Raw genomic sequence first — 23,052 nt, forward strand, 5'->3', positions numbered from 1 at the left:
CGGGGTCACCCGGAACCCGATCCGCTCGGTCTCAGCCCGGTCGACAGTTGCCGATGCACCCGCTTCACCAGCATCGTCATCTCGTAGGCGACCAGGCCCGCGTTGGCGCCGATATCGCTCAGCAGCGCCAGGCAGCTGTTGCTCCCGGCCGCGACCACGAAGAACAGGCCCTTCTCCATCTCCACGATCGTCTGCCGGATCTCACCCGAGTCCAGGTGCGGCTGCGCCCCGATCGCCAGGCTGTGGAACCCGGCGGCCAGCGCGGCCAGATACTCGGCGTCCTCGCGGGCGACCTCGCTGGAGGCCCCCATCACCAGGCCGTCCCGGGACAGGACGACGACCTTGCGCACCTGGGGCACCCGGCCGACCAGATCGTCCAAGAGCCAGGCGAGCCCTGCCGTTCCGTCCGATGGAGCGCTCATGACGGTCTCCCATCTGCAGTGAACCCGTTTCCAGTGAAACCGTCTCCGGGGAAGCCCTCCCCTGTGAACCCGGCGCGTCCGGCCGGGCCCTCGTCCTCCTCGCGGCCGCGGAGCCAGCCCGCCTGCAGCGAGGCGAACAGGTCGCGGGACGCCTCCGCCGAGCGGTCCTCGGCGAAGGGGATGCGGGTCCCCTCCGGCGGGGTCGCGCCGGGCGGCTGCGGCGGCGCGACGTTGCGCAGCTCCGGTGCCAGGCTCGCCTGCCGGACGCGGCGCGGCAGCGGGGTGCGGCCGCTGCCGGTGCCGGTCACCTGCGGCGGCGACATCGGCGGCGGCACGTACGGGTGCCGGTCCTCCGGCTCGGGCAGCGGCCTGGTCCACGACTCGGGCGTCCACGAGCCCGAGCCGTCGGAGATCCCGGCGACCGGGACGTCGGGGGCCGGGAAGTCGTGGGCCGGGGCGCCGGTGGCGCCGGCGACCGGGATGTCGGTGATCCCGGCCACCGGGCCCGGCGAGGCCTCGGGGGACGGGCGCGGCCCCGGCAGCACCGGGCGGTCGGGGACGGGCGCCGACAGCTCGGCGTTGTTGCCGGGGCCCGGCGAGGGGTTCCGCCAGACCTCGGCCTCGATCGTCTGCGCCGGGTTCGGCACGCCGTTCCGCCCGCCCGGCGCCTGGATCGCCGGCGGGCGGCCGGGGTCCTGCGGCCGGGCGATCGGGGCGCGCTCGGGACGCCGCGGCGCGTCGTCCTCGGGGCCCTCCACGTCCACGATCAGCTCGCGCGGCACCAGCACGACCGCGCTGATGCCGCCGTACAACGACGGCTGGAGCGCGACCTTGACGCCGTGCCGGGCGGCGAGCCGGGACACCACGAACAGGCCGAGCCGGTCGCTGTCGGCCAGGTCGAACTCCGGCGGGCGGGCCAGCCGCATGTTCAGCGCGTCCATCTCGGCCGGCTCCAGGCCGATGCCGCGGTCCACGATGTCGATCGCGAAGCCGTTGGCGCCCATCTCCCCGCGCACCAGCACCTCCGTCGGCGGCGGCGAGAACACCGTGGCGTTCTCGATCAGCTCGGCCAGCAGGTGGATGATGTCGGCCACCACCTCGCCGATCACCGCGGCCTGCGCGGACACCACCACGACCTCGACCCGGGTGTAGTCCTCCACCTCGGCGACGGCGGCGCGCAGCACGTCGTCCACGTGCACCGGACGGCTCCAGCCGCGGCCGGGCGACGCCCCGGACAGGATGACCAGGCCCTCCGCGTGCCGGCGCATGCGGGTGGTGAGGTGGTCCAGCCGGAACAGGTCCTCCAGCGCCTTGGGGTCGGAGGCGCCGCGCTCCATCTCGTCCAGCATGCTGAGCTGGCGGTGCAGCAGCGACTGGCTGCGCCAGGCGACGTTGAGGAACACCCGGCTGATGCCCTTGCGCAGATGCGACTCGCTGACGGCGGTCTCGATCGCGGTGCGCTGCACCCGGTTGAACGCCTCGCCGACCCGCGCCACCTCGGTCGTCTTCCCGACCTCCAGCGGCGGGGCCTCGGCCGCCACGTCCACCTCCTCACCGCGCCGCAGCCGGGCGACCACCCCCGGCAGCCGGTCCTCGGCCAGGTTCAGCGCGGCCCGCTGCAGCCCGCGCAGCTCGCGGGACAGGCTGCGGGCGGCCAGCAGCGACAGGATCACCGACGCCACCACGGCCAGCAGCCCGAACCCGCCGGCCAGCGCCAGCCGCAGCACGATCCGCTCACCGATCGGCTGCGCCATCTCGTTCAGCGACAGGCTGGTCTGGGTGACGGCCTGCTCCCACGCCTGCGACAGCCGCGGCGTGGTCGCCGGCCAGTTCGCCGCCTCGCCCGGCAGCCGGTTGCCCGGGGCGGCGGCGATCGCGCCCTCCATCGCCCGGACGTCCTTGAAGCCCTGGGACGCGGCGAGCCGTTCCAGGGGCGCGCGCAGCTCGTCGTCCAGGTCGTTCATCCCGGCCTGCCACTCGCGGCGCCCGAGGGCGACCGACTGCACGAACGCCAGGTGCTCGGCCGGAGTGAACCGGCCGTCCCTGGCCAGCGCCGCGGTCACCAGCGCGTCCTCGCGCAGCATGAACGCGCGGGCGTTGCCCAGGCTGATCAGCGCGCGGCCCTGCTCGAAGATGGCCAGATCGTTGACGATCACCAGGCCGCTGAAGACCTGGATGATGCTGTCCAGCATCAGGCTGTAGGCGTCGATGATCTGGAGCGTCTCGGCACCGCCCGAGTCGACCTGGGCGCGCAGCGCGGGCAGCGTGTCCAGCCGCTTGAGCGCCGCGGCCAGCCGCTGCTCGCTGCGGGCGTCGGCGGCGTCGCGGGCCTCGGCCGACAGCGCGGTGCGGCGGAACGACGCCTGGACGCCGTCCGCCCGCTTGCGCTGCGCCTCCAGCCGCTGCCGCTCCTGCCCGTCGCCGCCGGCGCGGCCGCCGGTGCTGAGCGCGACCACGCTCAGCTGCCGTTCCTGCTGGAGCTGGTTCACCAGGTAGATGCCGGGCAGGCTGATCTTCTCGTAGGTGTCGGAGAAGTCGTACTTGTCGAGCGCGTCGCCGAGCGTGATGCTCGCCGCGAACCCCCACAGCCCGATCAGCGACAGCAGCGGGACCAGCAGCAGCGCGGTGATCCGCAGCCGTATCGGGCGCCTGCGCGGGCGCTTGCCCGGCGGCCTTTCCTGGTGATGTCGGCTGGCCATCTCATCACGTCCTCGGGGATGGGGTCGATGGGGACGGGGTCGGTGGGGACGGGGTCATGGCGGGTCCTCCTCGCCGCGCGGACGGGAGGCCAGGTGACGCAGCCGCTTGGAGATCAGCACGACCGCCTCGGCGTGCCCCCGCCCGGCCTGCTCGCGCGTCGTGTACTGCCCGATGTCGGCGTGCGTCGTCAGATCGGAGACGATGGTCTGCCATAGCAAGGGCCTTCCGTTCGAGGCGAATCCCTGATCGACGACGGTGAACCAGGTGGAGACCACGACCACCTCGGTCCCGACATGGATGACGTCCTGCGCCAGGAGGCGCGCCCCTATGTCGAGCAGCAGCCGCTGAGCCTCGTCCGAGGTGGCGCGCCCACCGTCCGCGCGGTACCAGTCCACGGCCATGACCATCCCCAGGAAGAAGGGAGAAGGGCTTTCAGGGAACGGGCGGCCCGGGTGCGGGCCACGCGGTCAGCTCGCACCACACGCACTTGCCCGACACGGTCTGGTCGGTGCCGTGGCGGTCGGCGATGGCCGCCACGAGGAACCAGCCGCGGCCGGTCTCGTCCATCAGGTCGACGCGCCTGACCCTGGGCGGGAACGGGCTCGGGTCGTGCACCTCGATGCGCAGCCGGGGCCCGGCGCGGAGCACCGTGAGGCGGAGCGTGGACCTGGGCGTGGCGGCGTGCCGCACCGCGTTGGTGACCAGCTCGGAGACCAGCACCTCGGCGTCCTCGCGGACGTGCTGGACGGCGCGCGCCGTCACCAGCGCCCGCATGAACGCGCGGGCCCGGGGGACGGAGGCGTGCACGGCCGGCAGTTCGAGCTCGTCCAGGGGTCTGAGCCTGGACGGGCCGGGCGCCGGAGCCGGGCTCGGGGCCGGGGACGCCGCCGGGTCCCGGGGGTCGGGGATGAGGGGGTCGGGGGTCTGTTTCGCCTGGTCAGTCCTGGCGATGGTGGGGGGTTCGGCCGACATGGGGGACGCCTCCTCGGAAGGGGCGCAGTGACCGGGGCGTCCGGCGCGGAGGGCACGCCGGAATCCGCGGATCACCGGATGTGGGCACCGATGCCGCGTGGACGCGCGGCGGGAAGATGATCGGTGAGGGGGGAGCCGGGCGGCCGGGACGGGTCATGGCGGGTGTCGTGACGACGGCCCTCATGACGGGTCGGACCCCTCGGCGTGCGCGGCCGCGCGCTCGCGCAGCAGCTGTGCGGTGCTCCTGAACCAGTCGTGGTTCTCCTGCTCGAACCGCCGCCCCCGGAGGCAGGTGAGGTACGGTCCGATCGGTTCGCCCTGCCGCAGGAAGGTCTCCTCGTCGAGATCCCCGCGCAGCCGTTCCAGGGTGCGGTCGAACAGCGCGACCTTGGCCGCGGCGGCCAGCGCGCGCTCCTCCAGCTGGGCGATCACCGCGGGGACCTGGATGTGGTCCACGGCCTGCACCATGACCAGCAGGTCCTCGCGGATGAGCCCGGGCTTGGCGGGCACGGTGGCGAACCGCTCCAGCTCCTCGATCCCGGCCGGTGTGACGGTGTAGACCCGCTTGTTGGGCCGGTCGTGCTGGATGACCTGGCGTCCGGAGATGAGCCCTTCCGACTCCAGCCTGCTCAGCTCGGTGTAGAGCTGCTGAGGGACCGCGTGCCAGAAGTTGGAGACCGCCACGTCGAAGATCTTGGCCAGCTGGTAACCGCTGTACTCACCGTCGAGCAGTGCCGCGAGCACCGCGTGGCGTAGCGCCATGGATCGCCCTCTCCCCGGTTGGTTCAGGGTAGTGTCAGAGCTTACTAGTCAAAAACATGACTAGTAAGGACTTCAACTAAAAAGGGCAGATTCTTCGCAGCATCGGACGAACGGGCGGCCTCCCTCGCAACGGAGACGGCCGCCCGCCGGGACCCTCGGTACCTCCCTTCCTGACTCGTCCGACGCCGAGAACGTCAGGTGCCCGCGCGGCGCGGCGCGGCGGCGGCCGGATCGAGATCGCCGCCCAGCCGCCTGATCCTCCCCTCCAGGAAGTCCTCGCGGGTCAGCGGGCGCTGGATCTTGCCGCTGGTGGTGCGGCGGACCGCGCCCCGGCCGGCCAGCACCACGCTCACCGCGGTCAGCCCGAACGCGCGGGCGACCGTGTCCCGGGTCAGCGCGGCCAGCTCGTCCGGCGACCGCTCCCCCGCCGCCGCGGCGGCGAACTCCTGCACGATCACCACGTGCTCGGCCCCCGGCGCGGAACCGGCCGGGTCGAGGGCGAACGCGGCGGTGGTCCGGGCCGCCGGATGGGCCGCCATCGCGGCCTCCTCCAGGTCGTGGGCGTAGATGTTGTGCCCGTTGACGATGATCAGGTCCTTGATCCTTCCGGTGATGTACAGCTCCCCGTCGACCCGGAACCCCAGGTCGCCGGTGCGCAGGTAGGGCCCCCGCCCGTCGGCGGTCCGGGCCTGGAAGTCCGCGCGGGTGCGGTCGGGCCGCCGCCAGTAGCCCCGGGCGACGCTGCCGCCCGCGACCCAGATCTCGCCGACCCGCCCGTCCGGCAGCACGGCCCGGGTGTCCGGATCGACGACGCGGACGTCCAGCCTGACCGGACGGCCGCTGCTCACCAGCCGTTTCCCCGGTGTACGGACGACGGCCTCGTGACGGCTCAGCGCCTCGGCGTCGAATTCGCGGACGACCGCGCCCGTTCCCAGCGGGGCGCCCGTGACCAGCAGCGTCGTCTCGGCCATCCCGTAACACGGCATCCACGCCCCGGCCCGGAACCCGGCCTTCCCGAACCGCTCCACCATCCGCTCCAGCGTGTCGGCCCGCACCGGCTCGGCGCCGTTCTTGGCCGTCCGCAGGCTGGACAGGTCCAGCCCCTCGAGCTGGGCGTCGGTGACGCGGCGCAGCACCAGCTGGTACCCGAAGTCGGGCGCCACGGTGATGGTGCCGCGATGCCGGCTGATCAGCTCCAGCCACAGCACCGGGCGCTTGATGAACGTGATCGGCGAGGTGAACACGTACCGGCAGCCCAGGTACAGCGGCTCCAGGAACTGCCCGACCAGCCCCATGTCGTGGTAGTGCGGCACCCAGCCGACCCCGACGGTGTCCGCGGACCCGTCGATCCGCCGCTTGATCTCCTCGGCGTTGTAGAGGAGGTTCCCGTGCGTGACGATGACGCCCTTGGGATCGCTGGTCGAGCCGGAGGTGTACTGGAGGAAGGCGGGGGTGTCGGGGGTGAACTCGGGGGCCGTCCAGCCGTCCGGGTCGTCCCTCACATCGGTGTCGGTGGCCAGGCGGCCGACGTGTTCCGCCAGGCCGGCGCCGTCCAGCCATTCGCCGATCATGCCGCGGCGCGCCTCGTCGGTGAGGATCCAGGTGATGTCGGCGTCGCCGATGATCCCGTAGGTGCGGTCCGCGCGTCCCGCGTCCAGCGCGGGCAGCGGCGCCGGAACCGCGATCGCCCGCGCGTACAGGCAGCCGAGGAAGGCCACCAGGAACTCCAGGCCCTCCGGGTAGAGGAGCAGCACGGCCCGGTCGCGCAGCCCGAGGGCGTTCAGCCGCGCCGCCACCGCGCGGGCCCGCCGGTCCAGCTCGGCGAACCCCAGCTCGTCCTCCCGGTAGCGGCGCCCCGGCCCGCGCTCCTCGCTCACGAAGGTGAAGGAGCGGCCGTCGCCGTGCCGCCGGACGTTCTCCCGGACGACCGCGACGAAGTCCTTGGCGTCCTTGAACTCCCGCGCCGATTCCACCGCGATCACCCCGCCGCCGGGAGCGGCACCGAGACCGAGCGCCCGCCGTCGGCCAGGCCCAGCAGCGTGAACCAGCGGCCCTCCCCGAAGCAGCGGAACATCGTCTCCTCCAGCGACGGCAGGTACTGCTCCGACAGCGCCGTGTCGGGCCGCGCGCGCTGCAGCAGCCGCTCCAGCACGAGCACCAGCCACGCGCCGTCGGCGAACGAGCCGCCGAACTCCGCGTGGTTGTGGATCCAGGTGAGCATGCACGAGACCATCGCGTGGATCTCGCAGTGCCGCCGCGCCCGCCGCAGCGCCTCCGCCGAGGTGGTGTCGGACGGGTCCGCCCGCACCTGCGCGTGCAGCTCCGACCGCAGATCGCCGATCCGCGCCACCAGCGCCGCCAGGTCGTTGGCCACGTCCGGCGCGGCGAACACCCGGGCGGTCGCCAGCAGCGTCTCCACCGTCGCCTCGTACTGGCGGCCGATCTCGTCGTGCCCCTCGTTCGTCAGCTGCAGCAGCCGGCCGTCCGGGCGCCACTCCGGCGGCGTCCGCGTCCAGCTGAACAGGTCGGCCAGCAACTCCCCGGACGCCTCCGCCTCGGGCTGGTCGCCGACCAGGAACGGGAGTTGCCCGGCGACGTTGGCCAGGTTCACGTGCGTGGTGCCCTCGAAGATGCTCGCGATGGCGTGGTCGCGCTGCAGCTTCTGGAACACCCCGTGCGCCACGCCCTCGCGCAGGTAGCCGCGCGCCGCGAGCACCGCCCCGATGCTGGCCACCACCTCCTCGCCCTGCACGGGCACGAAGTACTTCACGATGGACGACCACAGGCTCAGCCGCCCCGGCGCCACCGTCAGCGTCCGCGCCACCGGGATCGCCACGCACTCGGCGATCAGCAGGTCCAGATGCGCCTTGACGAGATGGTCGCGGATCACCGGGATCTGGTAGATGTCCGCGCCGTACAGCTTGCGGGCCCGCGCGTACTCCATCCCGATGCGCACCACCGCGTCCATCGTCCCGATCGACAGCGCCGCGATCGCGGTCCGGGTGATCTGCAGGGTCTTGAGCGTCTGGACGAGCCCGGAGCCCGGCCGCCCGATGATGGCGTCGGCGGGCACCCGCGCCCCCTCGAACACGACCCCCGACAGGTCGTGGCCGCGCAGCCCCACCGTCCTGACCGGCGGCAGCACCGACCACTCGCCCGGGTCCAGGTCCTGCTTGTCCACCAGGATCAGGGAGAAGTCGCGCGGGCCCGTCTTGGCGTAGGCGGTGACGAACCGGCCGCGGGTGGCGTTGCCCACCGGCCACTTGGTGCCGGTCAGCACCAGATCGCCATCGTGGGCCTTGGGGACCGCCTGCGCCTCGCAGGCCATCACATCGCTGCCGTGGTCGGCCTCCGAGACGCCGAAGCAGGCCAGGTCGCCGTCCAGGACGCCCTCGGCCACGGCCTTCTGCTGGCGCGGGTCGCCCCACAGCCACACCGGGTTCACCGCCAGCAGGCCCGACCCGTACATCACGGCGACGGTGAGGCTGCGCCGCGAGATGCCGCGCGTGACGAAGAACAGCTCTTCCAAGGTGGTCAGCCGCCCGCCGAGGTGGCGCGGCACCAGATATCCGGGGAAGCCCCAGGCGCGGACCGTCTCCACGGCGCCCTCGGGCAGCTCGTCGCGCTCCTCGGCCTCGACGATCGACTTGTAGGAGAAGGGCCCGGCGGCGTCGTCCAGGGGGTCGCCGAGAAGGGCGTCCAGATCGGCGGCGATCCGGTGCGCCGGGGACAACTCTGCGCGCGGGGAGACTTGGCTACTGGTCATCGTTGGGTTCCCTCTTCTCGCGTGGCGAGACGTCGTTCGCAGGGCACGGCGGGGCGGGGGCACGGTCGCACCCCCGCCCGGTGCCGTCCTGGGTGGACGGCACCGGGCGGGCCGGGCGGCCGCGCGTGCGGTGGCCAGGGGGATACGGCGGCGGGGGCCGGCCGTCAGGCGGTCAAACGGTCGTCAGTCGGCAAGGTGGCCGGGCGCTCCGGGGAGCCGGGGACGCGCGACGGTTTCAGGCGGACTCCTCGATCTCCTGCATGCGCCGTCCGACCGCCCGGGCCAGGGTCATCGCGGCGGGCAGCGGCCGGACCATGACCGTCAGGTCGCGGACCAGCCCCTTCCCGTCGAAGGTGATCAGGTCCAGTCCCTGGACCCGCGTGCCCATGACCTTGGCGGTGAAGACCAGCGCCTGCACCGGCGGGGCGCCGCCGTTCCCGGCGGGGTCCCGGCCGGCCAGATCGTGCGTGTACGAGAAGTCCTCGAAGACCTCCAGCAGCACGCTGAGCAGACCGGTGACGGAGTCGGCGCCCCGGTACGGCTTCACCATCACCGGGCTGTGGAACTCGATGTCCGGCGCGAGGGTCCGGGTGATCGCGGCGAGGTCCTTGGACTCCACCGCCGCGCGGAACGATCCGGGCGGGGCGCTCACGCCGCCCGTTCCGTTCCCACGGCCTCGGCCAGGTCGTTCGCCCAGGCCCGGTAGCCGTCCGGCGACGGGTGGAAGCCGTCGGAGGCGAACAGCGTGCGGTCGGCGGCCATGTCCGGATCCATCGGGACGTGCACGGCGCCGTTGGCCCGCGCCACCTCCCGCATGATCCGGTCCATCGCCCGCGCCCGGCCGCCCATGACCAGGCGCAGCGGCTGGGGCAGCGCCGGGAACCGGTGCACCGGGGGCATCCCGGCGACGATCACCTCGGCGTCGCGGTACCGGCCGCGCAGCGCCCCGAGCAGGTCGGTCAGGTCGGCGGTCCAGGTCTTCAGCGGGCGCCGTCTCATCAGATCGTTGATGCCGACGGTCACCACCACGATGTCGGGCGGGGCTCCGTCCTGATCCGCGTCCAGGGCCGGGACGAGATCGGTGCCGATCCGCCGGGCGGTGGCGCCGTTCTTGCCGGACACGACCCAGGCCACCCCGCGGCGCAGGCGCCGCTGGAGCGCCCCCGCGAGGAAGCCGGGCAGGGCCCGCTCGTGCTCGGCGGCGCCCACTCCCGCCGCGGTGGACTCACCGATGACGACGAGCCGCAGGAGCGGGACCGCGCCGGCGACCGTGCCCCGGTCGGCGCCGGAGGCGGGGTCGAGCCGCGGGGTCCGGCGAACGGTCCGCCGACCCTGGACGAGCAGAACGGGCGCGAGGACCAGCGCCATGGCCGCGTGCGGAACACCCGCCAGCACGCGCGGTATCCGGGCGGCGCGGGAGGCTTTCCCCGTACGGCGGGGAGGCGGGGGCGCGGCGTCGGAGGCCGCGCGCGTGTCAGGGACGCCGCCGGTGCCGGTGGCGTCGCGAGAGTCGGGGACGCGTGGGGTGCCGGGGTCGGCGGTGGCGTCCGGGCGGATGTCGGTGTCGGTGTAGCTGTCGGCACGGGTGAAAGAGGCTGGTCTCTGCATCTCTACCCCAGAGTGTGGCTATCCCGATGACGAGAGGACGTGTTCCCCCAGTAGGTTTCTTACGATTCCGGTGATGATCTCCGCCACGTAGGCGTGTCCCGCGGAGTTGAGGTGGATCCCGTCGAAGGCCCACAGCGACGGGTCGGCCACGCGCGGCACGGCGTCCGGCTCGATGAATTCCATTGCATGTGCACGTGCACTGTGCCGCAGTTCCGCGTTGAACCCTTGAATACGTTCGAGTATGCGTTTTCTTCGGAAGTCGGAGATGATAGATCGTTCCAGCAGTGGCGGACGGGGGACCGGTGCCGCGACGCCCACCGCGCCGACCGACCGGGTCCAGCCGAATATCTCTCCCAGATGCCCGGCCGCCTCCGTCCTCTCGAATCCGTTGACGACGTCGTTCATTCCGCAGTTCAGCACCACCAGCCCCGGGGTCAGGCGGCGGACCTCGGGCAGCTGGGCCCGGGTCACCTCCGCCACGGTCGCGCCCGCCCCGCCGAGGTTGGCGACGCGGTCGCGGGTCAGGTCGAGGTTGCCGGCCAGCCGGCCGGCCCAGCCGAGCCAGCCGCCGGCCGGATCGGGGTCGTCGCGGCCTTCGGCCAGGCTGTCCCCGAGCACGACCAGCCTTACGGGAGCGGGAGCGGGCGGCATTGCCCGTTCCCGCATCAGCGGACCAGCTCGAGCAGGTAGTCGGTCAGGGTGTCGACCGTCCCGCGGCGGCGCGCCTCCGCCACGTCGACCTCGACCTGCAGGTGGTCCTCGATGTCGCTGATGATGCTGATGGCGTAGACCGAGTCGACGCCGTAGCGGGCCAGCTCGACCGTGGGGTCGATGCTGTCGGCCGGCTTGTCGAGATAGAACGCGATCCGGTCGAGGAGCCAGGTTTGCAGCCCACCGCGAGATATGGTCTCCGTTTCGTTCACCGCGTTCCCCTTCTGTAGAGGTGATTTTTTACCGAGTCCCCCCGAGTTCAACGCGATTTCCCCCGCTATCGGGCTTCTCCTATCGGGGCGCAACGAAGATTACCGCCGTGACCGTATCAGACGGCACAGTGACCTGTGAACTATTGGAAACAATCTATTTTCTGCGCTGTAAATTGAGTCAGCGAGCCGGTAAATGGGGCGGACCTAAGTCCTGGCGGACCGTGATCAATGGACGGGTCCGGGCCGGGCCGGAGAAAGAGATCATCCGGGCGCGCAGAAAGATCCTTTTCTTCCCTCCCCCCGGTTCACCTGCCCGCATACCGGGTGGGATCCGGACAGAACGTGAGAGTTGCACCGGATCCGACACGCGGGACGAGGCGCGACGACCGGGCACACCGTGCCACCCGGGGATTTTGGGACAGCGCCGAACGCGAAAATGACCACCCGAGCATCGACGGTTCCCGCCCGTGCCTCACGCACACGTCGGCGGCCCCGTGAGCGTCGCGACGACGGTCGGTGCGCTGTGTATCGGTCCACAGCGACACTCCGTCACCGCCGATGACGCCGGCCGTCACCCGGCGTGAGGCGCACCGCTCGGAAAGTCCGGGTTGTCCGTTCCATCTGCGCGTGAGACGCCCGAGTTGCCTGAGATATCCGAACCATCCGAGTCATCCGGTTCTGGCGTTCGGCCCGCGAAACCGTCCCAGAGGAACGCGGCCGGGCCCGCCACCCGGAACAGCTCCTCCACCCGGGAGCGGTCGCCGTCCAGATGGGTCAGCGTCTGCACGCCCAGGAACGCCGCGATCGCGATCGAGCCCAGCTCCCGCGACGGGACCACGTCCTCCAGCGCGGTGCCCGCGACCAGCCGGCGGACGGCCGCGGCGGCGAACTCCGACCACGGGCCCACATGGGCCAGCAGCTCCTCGCGCAGCCGCGGGGACGTCGCCGCGGCGGTGAACAGCTCCTGCACCGCCGCGATGTGGCCCTCCTCCGCCATGTCCTCGGCGTACAGGCCGCGCAGCCGGTCCAGCAGCTCCACCGCGCTGTCGCACGACCCCAGCGCCTCCTGGTACGTCTCCATCCGCTTCCGGCCGGTGTGGCGCAAAGCGGCCAGGAGCAGATCCTCCAGATCCTCGAAGTGGTAGTAGATGACGCCCGGCGCGAACCCGCCGGTGCGGGCGATCGAGCGCGCGGTCGTACCGCCGTACCCCTCGGTCGCGAGGGTGCGGACGGCCGCCTGGAGGAGCCGCTCCCGGGCCTCCTCACGCCGGGCGCGCGGCCGGGACGTCCGGGGCCGGGATAGGGGCATCGGGGTCAGATCACTCTCCGCGGACGGACGCCCGCCGCGTCCAGGAAGGGGTCGAGCCGCCGGGCCAGCCTGGCCAGGTGGTGGCTCGGCACCTGGGGATAGAGGTGGTGCTCCAGGTGGTAGGTCAGCTCCAGGAACAGCGCCGGGACCACGCGCCCGCGCAGCGTGTGCGTCTGGGTCAGCGGATCCTCCCCGTAGTGGCGGTGCGGCAGGTGGACGGTCAGCAGCGGGTAGACCCAGCTGCCCGCGATCATCATCGTGGCGTAGACGAGCAGTCCCCGCCAGAACAGCGCGGCCTCGGTCGCGGTGCGGCCGAGGCCCAGCGAGCGGTGGACGACGTCGTGCGTGGCCGTCACCACCGCCACGAAGATCCCGAACGCGATGAGCGGCGTCGTCCACCACCAGCCCGCCGCGGCGGCCCCGGCGAACAGCGCGACGCCCAGGTAGGGCAGGGAGAGCGTGAGCGTCCTGCGGCGGCGGGTGGTCACCAGGAGGTCGTGGCCGAGTTCGGACAGCCGGGGGATCGGGTGCGTTCTCATCGCGCGGCCACCCGTCCGGCCGTTCTCAGCACGGCGTCGGCGACGATGCGGCTGCCGAGCGCGCAGGCGACCGTGCCCAGCCCAGGCCAGGTCGAGTCGCCCGCCAGCCAGAGGCCCGGGACGCCCAGGGAGTGCGGGACGGCGTTCTGGTTGGCGTTGCCGGGAGTCTGGCGCGCACCCCCGACGGCACCGCGCGGCCGGAACGCGAAGCGCTCGTACGAGCGGGGTGTGCCCACGTCCAACACGACGGCCCGTTCGCCCAGGTTCGGGTGGACGCGGCGCGCCAGCCCCAGGAGCCGCTCCCCCATCTCATGCTTGCGCGCCTCGTACGCGGCGTCCGTCAGCCCTTCCCAGGCCGCGAGCTCGGTGTGGGTGGAGACCATCACGGCGCGATGTCCGGGCGGGGCGCTCTCGGTGTCGCCGGGTGCGGAGACCGAGACGAACATGTTGTTGCCGTCGCCCAGGGGACGGCCGTAGTCCTGCAGCAACTGGTGGTGGGTGAAGTCCTGGCCCACGACCTCGTCCTCTGGAACGCCCAAGAAGACGACGATCGCGCCACCGAGGTCGTCCGCGTCCCGTTCGAGGTAGGGCCGAAGCCGTGCCGCCAGGGCGGGGACAACGCGGGCGGTCGTCTCCACGGGTAGCGCGCTCACGACCTGCTCCGCGTGGACGACCCCCCTCTTGGTGTGGACCTCGAAGGCACCGGCCTGGCCGCGCACCCGTTCCACCTCGCAACCCACGCGCAGCTGCCCGCCCATCCCCCTGTAGTGGGCGGTGAAGCGGCGCCAGAAGCCGCGCATGCCGCCGTCGGCCCGGGTGAGCCCGGCCCCGCGGATGGTCACGCCCAGGGCCGCGTTGATGAGCGGGGCCCTGTCGACCGTGCTGTGCACCGTGTCCTCCACCAGCATCGACAGCAAGCCCACCAGCGGGTCGTCGCCGCGCAGACCGTGCCGGACGAGGGCGTCCCCGAGCGTGGCGTTCATGTGCCGGACCAGCGGAAGGTTGCGCGGGCCCAGCGCCCGGAGGTTGTGCACGGCGTCAGAGGGCCGTCGCAGGGGCAGCCGTACACCGGCGCGGCTCGCGTCCCAGAACACCTGCGCGATGCGGTCGAGCCCCGCCCAGAACGCCCTGTGCCGCGGGGTGCCGCCGAGGGCCCGCAGCCGCTCCCTGTGCCATGCCGCCGTGTCGCGGTGGAGGGTGACGGTGCGGTCGGGCAGCCACGCCGCGTACCCCGGCAGCGCCTCGCCGGGGACGGGGGCCATGCCGATGCCGTCGAGGAGTTCGGCGCCGACCCCTCCGGGCTCGAAGTCGACCATCGTCGTGGCGCCCACGTCGAACGAGAAACCGCGCCGCCGGTAGTAGCCCGCGCAGCCGCCCACGTGGCCGTGCGCCTCGATCACCGCGGTGGACAGGCCGGCCGCCTGGAGCCGCGCCGCGGTCGCCATCCCGGCGAGCCCGCCGCCGAGCACCGCCACCCGGCACGACACCGGAAACCGCGGCGCCGCCACGCGCCGTCTCTCCTGAACGTCTGTTCTGAACATGAGTTCAAAATCTGCGCGTGCCCGGCACGGGTCAAGGAAGGTAAGAACAAACTGCCCCTACCGGCAGCGGGCTCTAGACCGCCACGACGGTCTGGAGCAGTCCCCAGACGAAGTGCGCCACGTACGTGCCGCCGCCGTTCTCCTCGCGGGTGAACGTCACGTGCCAGCGGCTCGGCACTTCTCCCGCCTGGTGCCGGAGCGTCCCCGCGCCGCCGAAGCGCAGGTCGAGGTCGCCCACCACGCACGACCACGGGACCAGGTCGTCGACCGACGCGAGCTCGGGGACGGGCGAGTCCGCGGCCCTGACCAGCCACTCCTGGAGGATCGTCCCCTCAGGGCCGGTCAGCGTCTCGTACCGCAGCTCCGGCCACAGCCACAGCGGCCACCGCTCGACGGTGCACCCGACGTCGCCGAGCCGCCGCTCCCCGGTCTCGGACGGCGGGCCGAGGACGGCGGCGAGCCGGCGCCGCCCGTCCGGGAACGACCGTGACCGCACCATGCGCTGCCAGCGGGCGTTCACCTCGCGCATCTCGGTGCGCGAGGCGTCCAGCGACCTGGCGGCCTGCGCCACCAGGTCGGGCTGGTAGTCGGCCATCCGCCGGAGCAGGACGAGCTGGAACTCCCGCCGCGCGAACCCCTTCATGTCCCCTATCCCTACACCCTCGGGCGGCTAGAGCGTTCCACTCGAGGTCGCGGCCGACTTTTCCCAGCGTGGCGCAAGGGCTTTGCATGCGTGCAAGCCCCGGTGACTCCGCCCGCCCCGTCGCGTCAGAGTGTCTGTTGTGCGGGCGGCCCGCCGGCTCGCCCGAACCCGCCATCCGACTTCCCACGGGAACCCGACATCCACCGTCCCCCGACTTCCCCTGGCACGCGCATGTTCGGTTACAGCCCTACACGGATACGTGGAACCGCCGACGCCATGGACGCACTCGACGCTTGGGCCGGATCGCCGGCGTTCATCTCAGACCCCTTCTCCGAGCCCTCGCTGGAGCTCGGCACGCCCGCGGGCTGGGCGCCCGGCGCCCTGGCCGCCGAGGGCCTGCTCGGCGAGATCGACCTCGCCGCCACCCCGGCCGCCGTACGGCTCGCCCGCTCCTACGTGCGCGAGCTCGCGGGCGAGTTCTTCGGGGCGGGCGCGGCCGTCCTCGAGGACCTCGAACTGCTCACCAGCGAGACCGTGACCAACGCCGTGGTGCACGCGGCGCCGCTGATCGACGGCATGATCATGCTGGCCGTCCTGCACGTCGACCGGCACGTCCGGGTCGAGATCACCGACGGCGGCCCGATGCCGGGCGGTCCCGGGCCCGCGGACGACCCGCTCGCCGCGCGCGGGCGCGGGCTGCGGCTGGTCCAGGCGCTCGCCGTGGAGCACGGCAGGCATCACAACACCGACGGCACGGCCACGTTCTGGTTCGAGGTCGCGGTCGACGCCCACCCGGGCGAGGAGCTTCCGGGCGACGCGCCGGACGCCTCGCCCCTGGAGGAGCCGGAACGGTGGCTCGGCGGCTGGGTGATGCCGTGACCTCCGGGCCGGTGCTGAGCATGGACGCGCGGGACCCCGCCGCCCTGCCCGGCCGGCGCGCCGGCGGCCGCCGCGGACGCCCCGTGCCCGAGACCGCCCCGGAGCCCAACGCGGCCCGGATGTACGACTACTACCTCGGCGGCAAGGACAACTACGCCGTCGACCGCGAGCTGGCCGGCCGGGTCGTGGACGCGGCACCGGTCGTGCCGCTGGTGGCCCGCGCGAACCGGGCGTTCCTGCGCCGGTCGGTCCGATTCCTCGCCGAGAGCGCGGGGATGCGGCAGTTCCTCGACATCGGCTGCGGCCTGCCCGCGCTCGAGAACGTGAACGGCCTGGCCCGCGCGGTGGACCCGTCCTGCCGGGTCGCCTACGCCGACAACGACCCGATGGTGCTCAGCCACGCCCGCGCGCTGCTGGCGGTGGACGACCTCACCGACGCGTTCGGCGGCGACCTGCGCGATCCGGAGGCGCTGCTGGGCCATCCCGCGCCGCGGCGGCTGATCGACTTCGACGAGCCGGTGGCGGTGCTGCTGCTGAGCGTGCTGCACTTCGTCACCGACGCCGAGGATCCCCGCGCGATCATGGACGGTCTGCTGGCGGGCCTGCCGCCGGGCAGCCACGTCGCGATCTCCCACGCGGCGCGGACCCCGGAACTGGACGCGGTGGCCGCCCTCTACCGGGACGAGGCGGACGTCCCGTTCACGCCCAGGACCCGGGAGGCGATCGCCGAGCTGTGCCGGGGGCTGGAACCGGTCGAGGCGTTCCCCGCCGGGCCCCCGCTCCCCGTGTCCGTGCCCGCGCCCGTCCCGGACCGGTTCCCGCGGTCCGCCGGCCTTGAGTCCGACCCGATGCCCCTCGCCTGCTTCGTCGGCCGCAAACCCCGATAGAGCACCGCCCCTATCCACCCCCCGAGGACATCGATGACGGCGCCCGAGACGATCAGCACCTTCCGGACGGTGCCCCCACTGCCCGAGAGGACGCCCAGGTCGGGGCGGTTCCGCACGAAGCCGGCCGGGGGCCGGAGGGGCCGGGACGGCACCGCCCGGCGCGGATGCACCGCCGCCGGATCGCGCCAAGAGTCCGTGTCGCCCCCAATTGCCCCGATACGATCGACTCGCCAGCACGTGCCACTCCTAGGGCGAGCGATGACCGCCGACGATGAGCCGAAGTCCCTCTCCGAGCTCACCAGGGCCCTCGGCCTGAACATGTCCGACGTGGCGATGTTCTCCGGACTCGACGAGAGCACCGTCTCCCGGCTGTGGGACAACACCGCCTGGCTCGACCGGATCAGCGGGCGCTCGCTGCAGAGCCTCATCTCCTCCATTCCGGGGATCGCCGAGTACTCCATGGCGCACTCTCTGCGGCGGCGGCGCGACGCGCTGGTCGACGACCTGGCCGACCAGGGGCTCACGGTCGACCTCCAGGTCCTGAAGGAGTCGACCGTCCCCCAGCAGCACCTCCTGAACGCGCTGGAGGCGGCCCTGCACATCATGCGCGGGCACGCCACCCAGCGGGTGTCGTCCTACATCGCGCGCTTCTGGGGGCGCGAGCAGGACCGCGCGATGGAGGTCCTCTACTCGCCGACCCCCGGCGAGGGGCTGCTGGACGACCCGCACAAGCTGTTCGACGCGTCCATCGACCTGGCCCCCCGGCTGAACCGCAAGTCCTACTCCTTCCACTCGATCCTCGCGCTGAACATCCTGACGCACCAGGTCAGCAAGGTGACCGGGTCGCTGAGCGCGGAGCTGGAGCCGCCGGTCCCGGGGCGGCAGAGCGCGTTCATGATGCGCGGGGTGGTGATGGGCTCGCTCATCGGCTCCGACGACCTGGAACTGGCCGAGCGCTACCACCGCGAGCTCCAGCGGACGCCCGTCTACGCGGCGCTGGAGGAGTGGTCGTTCCCCACCTACATGAGGGACGGCCGGATCAGCTCCGATTTCACGCTGCCCAGCTCCCTGCTGCTGCGCAACACGGCGCGCGAGGTGCTGCGGGAGATCGGCAGCTACAACGACGCCTACCTCTACTACCTGGTGTCGACGTACATCCCGCTCGCGCTGCAACGCGATCCGACGTTCGGCGGGCGGATCGGCGATCTGGTGCGGACGCTGGAACGGCGCGGCTCCGGATGCCGGGACAGGACGGTCAGGGACGCCTGCGGCGCCCTGGTGAGACAGATCAAGGGCATGGCCTGAGCCATGCGGGCCCTTGGCGGAACACGCGGTACGACGCGCCCTGAATGCGGCGTGCGAAAGGAATGGGGGGCCGGTGGACGAGACGACGCGGACGGTCGCGCAGCTCACGCGGGAACGTTGGGAGGCCAATGCCGAGTACTGGGTGAAGATCATCCGGGAGGGCCGTGACCGGTACCGCACCGAGCTCACCGACCAGGCCGTGCTGGACGCGATCGGCCCGTGCGCGGGGCTGCGGGTCCTGGACGCGGGCTGCGGCGAGGGCTACCTGTCGCGGACGCTGTCGGCGCGCGGCGCCGAGGTCGTCGGGATCGACGCCGCCCAGGGGCTGATCGACGCGGCCAGCGCCCATCCGGACGGCCGCGCGGTGTCGTACCACCGGGCCAGCGTCGACGCGATGCCGGTGGAGGACGCGAGCTTCGACCTGGTGGTCTGCAACCACCTGTTCAGCCACCTGCAGGATCCGGCGGACGCGGTCGGGGAGTTCGCGCGGGTGCTCAGGAGCGGCGGCCGGCTGGTCGTGCTGACCCTGCACCCGTGCTTCTACATCGCCGACGCCGAGCAGGGCGCGCGGACGGCCGTGCCCGCCGCGCGCTACTTCAGCCCGCGCGGGATCGACCAGCGCTTCCTGGTGGACGGGCTGGAGTCGCCCTCGGAGATCACCTCCTGGCTGCGTCCGCTGGAGTACTACTCTGGAACGCTCCGAGACGCCGGGTTCGTGATCGCGGACCTGCGGGAGCCGCATCCGACCGAGGAGCAGTTGCGCGACGACCCGTGGTGGCGCCGCGGCTTCCCGATCGCCCTGTTCATGCTCCTGATCGCCGAACGCCGCTGACCTGGGGCGCGCGGCTCGGGCCCCCTCCGACGCCATTGTCGGAAGGGGCCCGAACCCTCTCCACCGGGGCTGGGCTGTGTCTCAAAGTCCCGGCCTACGGCGCTCGCCTGGCGGCTCGCCCCTAACCGGGCCTTGGCGAGCGCGGCATCGCTCCGCGATCTGGCCGGTAAGGCTCGCCTCCGGCGTCGCCTCACCGGCCAGGTAACACGCTCGCGCGGTACCTAGGGCCACGTCGAGACCGGCCCTAGGACGTCACCGGCGCTTCTTCAGGTTCTCCGGAGATGCCGGACGGTACGCGGCGGCCTTGCCGGCGGCGCGGTCGTCCGCGTCCCGCATGCCCTCCCGGGGCGCGGCGGCCTCCGCCCCCTCCGCGAGGTCGGCGTCCATGGCCGCCGCGTCGGCGCCGTGGCCCTGCATACGCATCTTCTCGCCGGGTGACGGCGCCCCGTTGCGGCGTGCCGACTTCTTGCCCCCGCTCGACTTGGCCATCCCAGGTTCCTTTCTGCGTGGTTCGGACCTTTCCCAAGGTCATCGACATTGATCACGATCCCCGCAGATCGCTCGCCTAAGGCAACGAGATCACCAAGGTTCCCGCCGTACTGGGCAACCCACCCGAATCCGCCCCGATCTCGCCCATCGCGCCGCGCCTATTGCAGAGAGTTCTCTGCACAGGGCTAGACTCCCCCCATGGAGCCCGGGGAACGCGAGGGTGAGGGCGCCGACGCCGCCGCCGGCGCCGCCGAGACGGCCGATCCGGAGCGGCTCAAGGCGCTGAGCCATCCGCTGCGCCGGAAGATCCTGCGGCGCCTGGCCGCGCACGGCCCCGCCACGTCCACCACCATCGGCGAGGCCCTGGGCGAGAACACCGGCACGACCAGCTACCACCTGCGGCAGCTGGAGAAGTACGGGTTCGTCGAGGAGATCCCGGAGCGCTCGGCCGGGCGCGAGCGCTGGTGGCGGCCCACCCGCGGGCCGCGCGACGTCCGGATGCCCGCGGCCGGGTCGCTGGCCGCCGCGGACCGTCCCGTCCTCGCCGAGGTCCTGCGGCTGGGGCACGCCGAGGACATGGCCCTGCTCAGCCGGCTGCCCGAGGAGTACGAGCGGGACCGGGAGTGGGCGCGCCTCTCCCGCGGCTTCACCCACATGACCCGGGAGGGCCTGGCGGAGTTCTTCGAGGGCTACCTCCGGCTCCTGCGCGAGCACGGCTTCGGCCCCGAGGACGCGCCGCCGGACGCCCGTCCCGTCCACCTGCGCCTCTTCACCCTCCCCGCCGACGAGGACTGACCGTCACCCGGATCACCCTGCCGCCACACGGCGCTGCCCGAACGGCCATAGACGTTCTACCTGCGGGCATGGCACTGTGGACGGGTGCCTCTCCCCCCCACCACCCCCGAACTCGCCGACCTCGACCTGCTGCTCTCGGTCGAGCGGCTGGGCAGCCTGGGCCGTGCCGCCCGCGAGCACGGAATCTCCCAGCCCTCGGCGAACGACCGCATGCGGACGCTCGAGAGCCGTCTCGGACTGGTGCTTTTGGAACGTTCCCCAACGGGCTGCCGGCTGACCCCCGCGGGCGCCGGCGTGGCCGAATGGGCCCGCGACGTCGTCGCCGCGACCGGGCGCCTGCTGACCGGCGCCGCCGTGCTGTGCGCCGCCGGCGACGGCCGGCTCCGGATCGCCGCCAGCACGACGGTGGCCGAGTTCCTCATGCCCCGCTGGCTGGTCGAGCTGCGCCGCGAGCTGCCCGACCTGACCGTCGCGCTGCGCACGGAGACCTCGCACGACGTCGAACGGCTGCTCCGGGACGAAGAGGTCGACCTGGGCTTCGTCGAGGACCCGTCGGCGCACCCCGACCTGCGCGACCGGGTGATCGCCGACGACGAACTGGTCGTGGTGGCCTCCCCCGGCCATCCGTGGGCCCGCGCCGGCGCCCCGGTGACCGGCGCCCAGCTCGCGTCCGGACGGCTCGTCCTGCGCGAGCGCGGCTCGGGCCCCCGCGAGGCCCTGCACCGGGGCGTCCGCGAGCTGCGGGACGGCGGCGGCCACCTGGAGCTGTCCTCCACCGCGGCGATCAAGGACGCGGTGGCCGCCGGCGCGGGCGTCGCCGTGCTCAGCGCCCTGGCCGTCCGGCGGGAACTGGCCACCGGACGGCTCGCCCGCGTCCCGGTGACCGGCGTCGACCTCGACCGGCGGCTGCGCGCGGTGTGGCGGCGCAGCTGCGCGCCGTCCGCCCAGGCCGAGGCGCTGCTGCGGATCGCCGGACGGGCCGGCCGCGCCCCCGCCGCCGTGGAGTGGCTGGACGGCGCCCCCGTGGAATGGGCGGACGGCCCGGACCGGGCCCAGGTCAGAACGGCCTGACGGACTGGCGGTGCCGGAAGACGTCGTGCGGGTCCCAGCGCCGCTTGACGGCCTGGAGCCTGCCGTACGCCCCCTTGTAGTACAGCGTCCAGTACTTCTGGCCCGACCCGTTCCACTCGGGGTCGTTCAGGTCGGCGTCGGGGTAGCAGATGTAGCAGCCGTCGGTCTGCCCGTCGATCGTCGGGACACCCTTGGTCTCGGCGAACGTCCCCTTGTAGATGTCGCGGATCCAGGCGATGTGCTCGTCCTCGTAGGCGTCGTGCTGGGTCCAGTAGACCTGGAACTGGAGCTTGAGGATGGAGTCGCGCTGCGGCACGGCGGTCGGGCGCGGCGCCCTGTTGACGGCACCGCCGTAGGAGTCCACCTGGATGAGGGCCTGCTTGTTCACGTAGTCCCGGTACTTCTCCTTCCCCAGATAGGCCCACATCGCGTCGATCTGCTTCTCGGTGAACGGCTTGCGCAGGTACGCCGACTTGTACTTGCCGCAGCGGTTCTCGCCGCTGGCGTTCAGCGCCTGGGTGGCGGTCAGCCAGGGCATGACCCGCGGGATGTCCAGGTGGGCGATGGCCGGATGCTCGCCCATCGGGGCCGTCATCGCCCTGGACTTCGGGCCGATCCGGCCGTCGACCGCGTCCAGGAAGTCCTTCATGGCCTCCGCGCCCTCCAGGTCGTCGACGTCGACCTGCGCCAGCAGCCCGATCTGGCCGTTGCTGACGTGGTTGAGCTTCAGCATCGCGAAGAGCTTGCCGGCGGCCGTCCCCGGGTCCTGGTGCTCGCGGAAGTAGTCGCCGTACGCGGTGACCAGGTCGGCGAAGTCCTGCTTGGTGAAGTCGTCCCAGTCCCAGGCGAGACCGGCCAGCAGCACCTGTTTCGGCGGCTCGGGAAGGTCGCGGAACCAGAACCGCGTGACGACGCCGAAGTTGCCCCCGCCGCCTCCCGTGTGGGCCCAGAGCAGGTCGCGGAGGTCCTCGTCGTCGTCGTCGCGTTTGGCGGTGACCAGCTTGACCTGGCGGTTCCCGTCGACCACCGCCACCTCCACGGCGTAGAGGTAGTCGACCGTCAGCCCGTGCTGCCGGGAGAGCAGCCCGAAACCGCCGCCGGTGATGTGGCCGCCCAGACCCACCGAGTAGCAGGAGCCGCCCGGCAGGGCCCGGCCGCTGAGCGGGTAGAGATGGCTGTAGACATGCCAGTTCGTCGCGCCCGCCTCGACGCAGTAGGCGCCCATGGCGGCGTCGTAGGAGATCCCGCACATCGGGCTGATGTCCAGGATCACGCGCACGTCGTCGCCGCAGACGAAGTCCTCGTAGCAGTGGCCGCCGGAGCGGACCGTGATCCGCTTCGGGTCGTCCTCGGGACGGCCCGCCAGCGCCTCGGCGAGCGCCGCGCAGACCTCCTGGCCGGTGCGGACCAGCCGCACGTACTCGGGCCGCGCGATCCACCGCTGGTTGAAGCCGCGGCTGAGCGCGGGATAGCGCTTGTCGTCGGGGGTGACTTTCGTGGAGGGCGGAGCGGGAGCGTCGGTCATGCGGCTATCCCTCCCCCTGCCGACCCAGCGCAAGCGATCAAATACGAAGGGTTGGCGGCGGGGTAAGGGATGCGTCGGCCGTTA

General features: G+C 72.6%; 23 protein-coding genes. 6 read left to right on the forward strand and 17 right to left on the reverse strand.

All coding sequences use genetic code 11. The annotated features are described in order from the left end of the window. Positions 1–5 precede the first annotated feature (5 nt). The 15 genes from ACZ466_RS12940 to ACZ466_RS13010 all read right to left on the reverse strand — a co-directional run bounded on the left by ACZ466_RS12940 (position 6) and on the right by ACZ466_RS13010 (position 15,185). On the reverse strand, positions 6–422 hold the full coding sequence (locus tag ACZ466_RS12940) for a roadblock/LC7 domain-containing protein (RefSeq protein WP_378286303.1): 417 nt from the start codon (positions 420–422) through the stop codon (positions 6–8). Further along, positions 419–3,121 carry a sensor histidine kinase gene (locus ACZ466_RS12945; RefSeq protein ID WP_378286305.1) on the reverse strand — a complete coding sequence of 901 codons (2,703 nt, stop codon included), beginning with the start codon at positions 3,119–3,121 and terminating at the stop codon, positions 419–421. Before ACZ466_RS12945 ends, ACZ466_RS12940 begins: the two co-directional genes overlap by 4 nt. A 54-nt stretch (positions 3,122–3,175) precedes the next feature. Beyond that, positions 3,176–3,523, reverse strand: a complete 348-nt coding sequence (locus tag ACZ466_RS12950; protein WP_378286306.1) for a hypothetical protein — start codon at positions 3,521–3,523, stop codon at positions 3,176–3,178. Between the two features lie 31 nt (positions 3,524–3,554). Then, positions 3,555–4,094 carry an ATP-binding protein gene (locus ACZ466_RS12955; RefSeq protein WP_378286307.1) on the reverse strand — a complete coding sequence of 180 codons (540 nt, stop codon included), beginning with the start codon at positions 4,092–4,094 and terminating at the stop codon, positions 3,555–3,557. A 180-nt stretch (positions 4,095–4,274) separates the two neighbouring features. Next, complete coding sequence (locus tag ACZ466_RS12960) at positions 4,275–4,856, reverse strand: PadR family transcriptional regulator (RefSeq protein WP_378286308.1); 582 nt, start codon at positions 4,854–4,856, stop codon at positions 4,275–4,277. Between the two features lie 194 nt (positions 4,857–5,050). Beyond that, entirely contained in the window at positions 5,051–6,829 is a 1,779-nt protein-coding gene (locus tag ACZ466_RS12965) for a fatty acyl-AMP ligase (RefSeq protein ID WP_378286309.1), read from the reverse strand. 5 nt (positions 6,830–6,834) lie between these two features. Beyond that, positions 6,835–8,622, reverse strand: a complete 1,788-nt coding sequence (locus tag ACZ466_RS12970; RefSeq protein WP_378286310.1) for an acyl-CoA dehydrogenase family protein — start codon at positions 8,620–8,622, stop codon at positions 6,835–6,837. Between the two features lie 235 nt (positions 8,623–8,857). After that, positions 8,858–9,274, reverse strand: a complete 417-nt coding sequence (locus ACZ466_RS12975) for a nuclear transport factor 2 family protein (RefSeq protein ID WP_378286311.1) — start codon at positions 9,272–9,274, stop codon at positions 8,858–8,860. Next, on the reverse strand, positions 9,271–10,230 hold the full coding sequence (locus tag ACZ466_RS12980; protein WP_378286312.1) for an SGNH/GDSL hydrolase family protein: 960 nt from the start codon (positions 10,228–10,230) through the stop codon (positions 9,271–9,273). Before ACZ466_RS12980 ends, ACZ466_RS12975 begins: the two co-directional genes overlap by 4 nt. A gap of 18 nt (positions 10,231–10,248) precedes the next feature. Next, complete coding sequence (locus ACZ466_RS12985; protein WP_378286313.1) at positions 10,249–10,896, reverse strand: SGNH/GDSL hydrolase family protein; 648 nt, start codon at positions 10,894–10,896, stop codon at positions 10,249–10,251. Continuing rightward, positions 10,896–11,153, reverse strand: a complete 258-nt coding sequence (locus ACZ466_RS12990) for an acyl carrier protein (protein ID WP_378286314.1) — start codon at positions 11,151–11,153, stop codon at positions 10,896–10,898. The genes ACZ466_RS12985 and ACZ466_RS12990 overlap by 1 nt, the downstream gene beginning before the upstream one ends. A gap of 571 nt (positions 11,154–11,724) precedes the next feature. After that, positions 11,725–12,462, reverse strand: coding sequence for a TetR family transcriptional regulator (locus ACZ466_RS12995; RefSeq protein WP_378286315.1), 738 nt, complete (start codon positions 12,460–12,462; stop codon positions 11,725–11,727). A 5-nt stretch (positions 12,463–12,467) separates the two neighbouring features. Then, complete coding sequence (locus tag ACZ466_RS13000) at positions 12,468–13,001, reverse strand: fatty acid desaturase (RefSeq protein WP_378286316.1); 534 nt, start codon at positions 12,999–13,001, stop codon at positions 12,468–12,470. After that, positions 12,998–14,509 carry a phytoene desaturase family protein gene (locus ACZ466_RS13005; RefSeq protein WP_378286317.1) on the reverse strand — a complete coding sequence of 504 codons (1,512 nt, stop codon included), beginning with the start codon at positions 14,507–14,509 and terminating at the stop codon, positions 12,998–13,000. The genes ACZ466_RS13000 and ACZ466_RS13005 overlap by 4 nt, the downstream gene beginning before the upstream one ends. Positions 14,510–14,615: 106 nt before the next feature. After that, positions 14,616–15,185, reverse strand: coding sequence for a hypothetical protein (locus ACZ466_RS13010; protein ID WP_378286318.1), 570 nt, complete (start codon positions 15,183–15,185; stop codon positions 14,616–14,618). A 276-nt stretch (positions 15,186–15,461) separates the two neighbouring features. On the opposite strand from ACZ466_RS13010, the gene ACZ466_RS13015 reads away from it, so the two are divergent. The 4 genes from ACZ466_RS13015 to ACZ466_RS13030 all read left to right on the forward strand — a co-directional run bounded on the left by ACZ466_RS13015 (position 15,462) and on the right by ACZ466_RS13030 (position 19,088). Further along, positions 15,462–16,064 (forward strand): ATP-binding protein, encoded by a 603-nt coding sequence (locus ACZ466_RS13015; protein WP_378286319.1) that lies wholly within the window; start codon positions 15,462–15,464, stop codon positions 16,062–16,064. Next, positions 16,037–16,951 carry an SAM-dependent methyltransferase gene (locus ACZ466_RS13020; RefSeq protein WP_378286320.1) on the forward strand — a complete coding sequence of 305 codons (915 nt, stop codon included), beginning with the start codon at positions 16,037–16,039 and terminating at the stop codon, positions 16,949–16,951. The genes ACZ466_RS13015 and ACZ466_RS13020 overlap by 28 nt, the downstream gene beginning before the upstream one ends. 258 nt (positions 16,952–17,209) lie before the next feature. After that, a complete protein-coding gene (locus tag ACZ466_RS13025) occupies positions 17,210–18,256 on the forward strand; it encodes a hypothetical protein (protein ID WP_378286321.1) in 1,047 nt (348 codons plus the stop codon). 73 nt (positions 18,257–18,329) lie between these two features. Beyond that, positions 18,330–19,088 carry a class I SAM-dependent methyltransferase gene (locus tag ACZ466_RS13030; RefSeq protein ID WP_378286322.1) on the forward strand — a complete coding sequence of 253 codons (759 nt, stop codon included), beginning with the start codon at positions 18,330–18,332 and terminating at the stop codon, positions 19,086–19,088. 252 nt (positions 19,089–19,340) lie between these two features. Here ACZ466_RS13030 and ACZ466_RS13035 read toward each other — a convergent pair whose 3' ends face one another. Then, the gene (locus tag ACZ466_RS13035; RefSeq protein WP_378286323.1) at positions 19,341–19,577 is read right to left on the reverse strand and encodes a hypothetical protein; all 237 of its coding nucleotides are present in this window, start codon (positions 19,575–19,577) and stop codon (positions 19,341–19,343) included. A gap of 198 nt (positions 19,578–19,775) precedes the next feature. Here ACZ466_RS13035 and ACZ466_RS13040 point away from each other — a divergent pair, with 198 nt between their 5' ends. Then, on the forward strand, positions 19,776–20,372 hold the full coding sequence (locus tag ACZ466_RS13040) for an ArsR/SmtB family transcription factor (RefSeq protein WP_378286324.1): 597 nt from the start codon (positions 19,776–19,778) through the stop codon (positions 20,370–20,372). An 84-nt stretch (positions 20,373–20,456) separates the two neighbouring features. After that, a complete protein-coding gene (locus ACZ466_RS13045; RefSeq protein WP_378286325.1) occupies positions 20,457–21,443 on the forward strand; it encodes a LysR family transcriptional regulator in 987 nt (328 codons plus the stop codon). Here ACZ466_RS13045 and ACZ466_RS13050 read toward each other — a convergent pair. After that, entirely contained in the window at positions 21,430–22,968 is a 1,539-nt protein-coding gene (locus tag ACZ466_RS13050) for an FAD-binding oxidoreductase (protein WP_378286326.1), read from the reverse strand. The two genes, ACZ466_RS13045 and ACZ466_RS13050, sit on opposite strands and share 14 nt — an antisense overlap. Between the last annotated feature and the right edge of the window lie 84 nt (positions 22,969–23,052).

The sequence above is a fragment of the Actinomadura rugatobispora genome (assembly GCF_055379765.1).

Coding starts and splice junctions, on each gene's coding strand:
- ACZ466_RS13050 (WP_378286326.1), bottom strand. CDS start 22,968: ATGACCGACGCTCCCGCTCCGCCCTCCACGAAAGTCACCCCCGACGAC.
- ACZ466_RS13035 (WP_378286323.1), bottom strand. CDS start 19,577: ATGGCCAAGTCGAGCGGGGGCAAGAAGTCGGCACGCCGCAACGGGGCG.
- ACZ466_RS13010 (WP_378286318.1), bottom strand. CDS start 15,185: ATGAAGGGGTTCGCGCGGCGGGAGTTCCAGCTCGTCCTGCTCCGGCGG.
- ACZ466_RS12995 (WP_378286315.1), bottom strand. CDS start 12,462: ATGCCCCTATCCCGGCCCCGGACGTCCCGGCCGCGCGCCCGGCGTGAG.
- ACZ466_RS13015 (WP_378286319.1), top strand. CDS start 15,462: ATGGACGCACTCGACGCTTGGGCCGGATCGCCGGCGTTCATCTCAGAC.
- ACZ466_RS12955 (WP_378286307.1), bottom strand. CDS start 4,094: ATGTCGGCCGAACCCCCCACCATCGCCAGGACTGACCAGGCGAAACAG.
- ACZ466_RS13025 (WP_378286321.1), top strand. CDS start 17,210: ATGACCGCCGACGATGAGCCGAAGTCCCTCTCCGAGCTCACCAGGGCC.
- ACZ466_RS12980 (WP_378286312.1), bottom strand. CDS start 10,230: ATGCAGAGACCAGCCTCTTTCACCCGTGCCGACAGCTACACCGACACC.
- ACZ466_RS12960 (WP_378286308.1), bottom strand. CDS start 4,856: ATGGCGCTACGCCACGCGGTGCTCGCGGCACTGCTCGACGGTGAGTAC.
- ACZ466_RS12970 (WP_378286310.1), bottom strand. CDS start 8,622: ATGACCAGTAGCCAAGTCTCCCCGCGCGCAGAGTTGTCCCCGGCGCAC.
- ACZ466_RS12950 (WP_378286306.1), bottom strand. CDS start 3,523: ATGGCCGTGGACTGGTACCGCGCGGACGGTGGGCGCGCCACCTCGGAC.
- ACZ466_RS12985 (WP_378286313.1), bottom strand. CDS start 10,896: ATGCGGGAACGGGCAATGCCGCCCGCTCCCGCTCCCGTAAGGCTGGTC.
- ACZ466_RS13040 (WP_378286324.1), top strand. CDS start 19,776: ATGGAGCCCGGGGAACGCGAGGGTGAGGGCGCCGACGCCGCCGCCGGC.
- ACZ466_RS12945 (WP_378286305.1), bottom strand. CDS start 3,121: ATGGCCAGCCGACATCACCAGGAAAGGCCGCCGGGCAAGCGCCCGCGC.
- ACZ466_RS12940 (WP_378286303.1), bottom strand. CDS start 422: ATGAGCGCTCCATCGGACGGAACGGCAGGGCTCGCCTGGCTCTTGGAC.
- ACZ466_RS13000 (WP_378286316.1), bottom strand. CDS start 13,001: ATGAGAACGCACCCGATCCCCCGGCTGTCCGAACTCGGCCACGACCTC.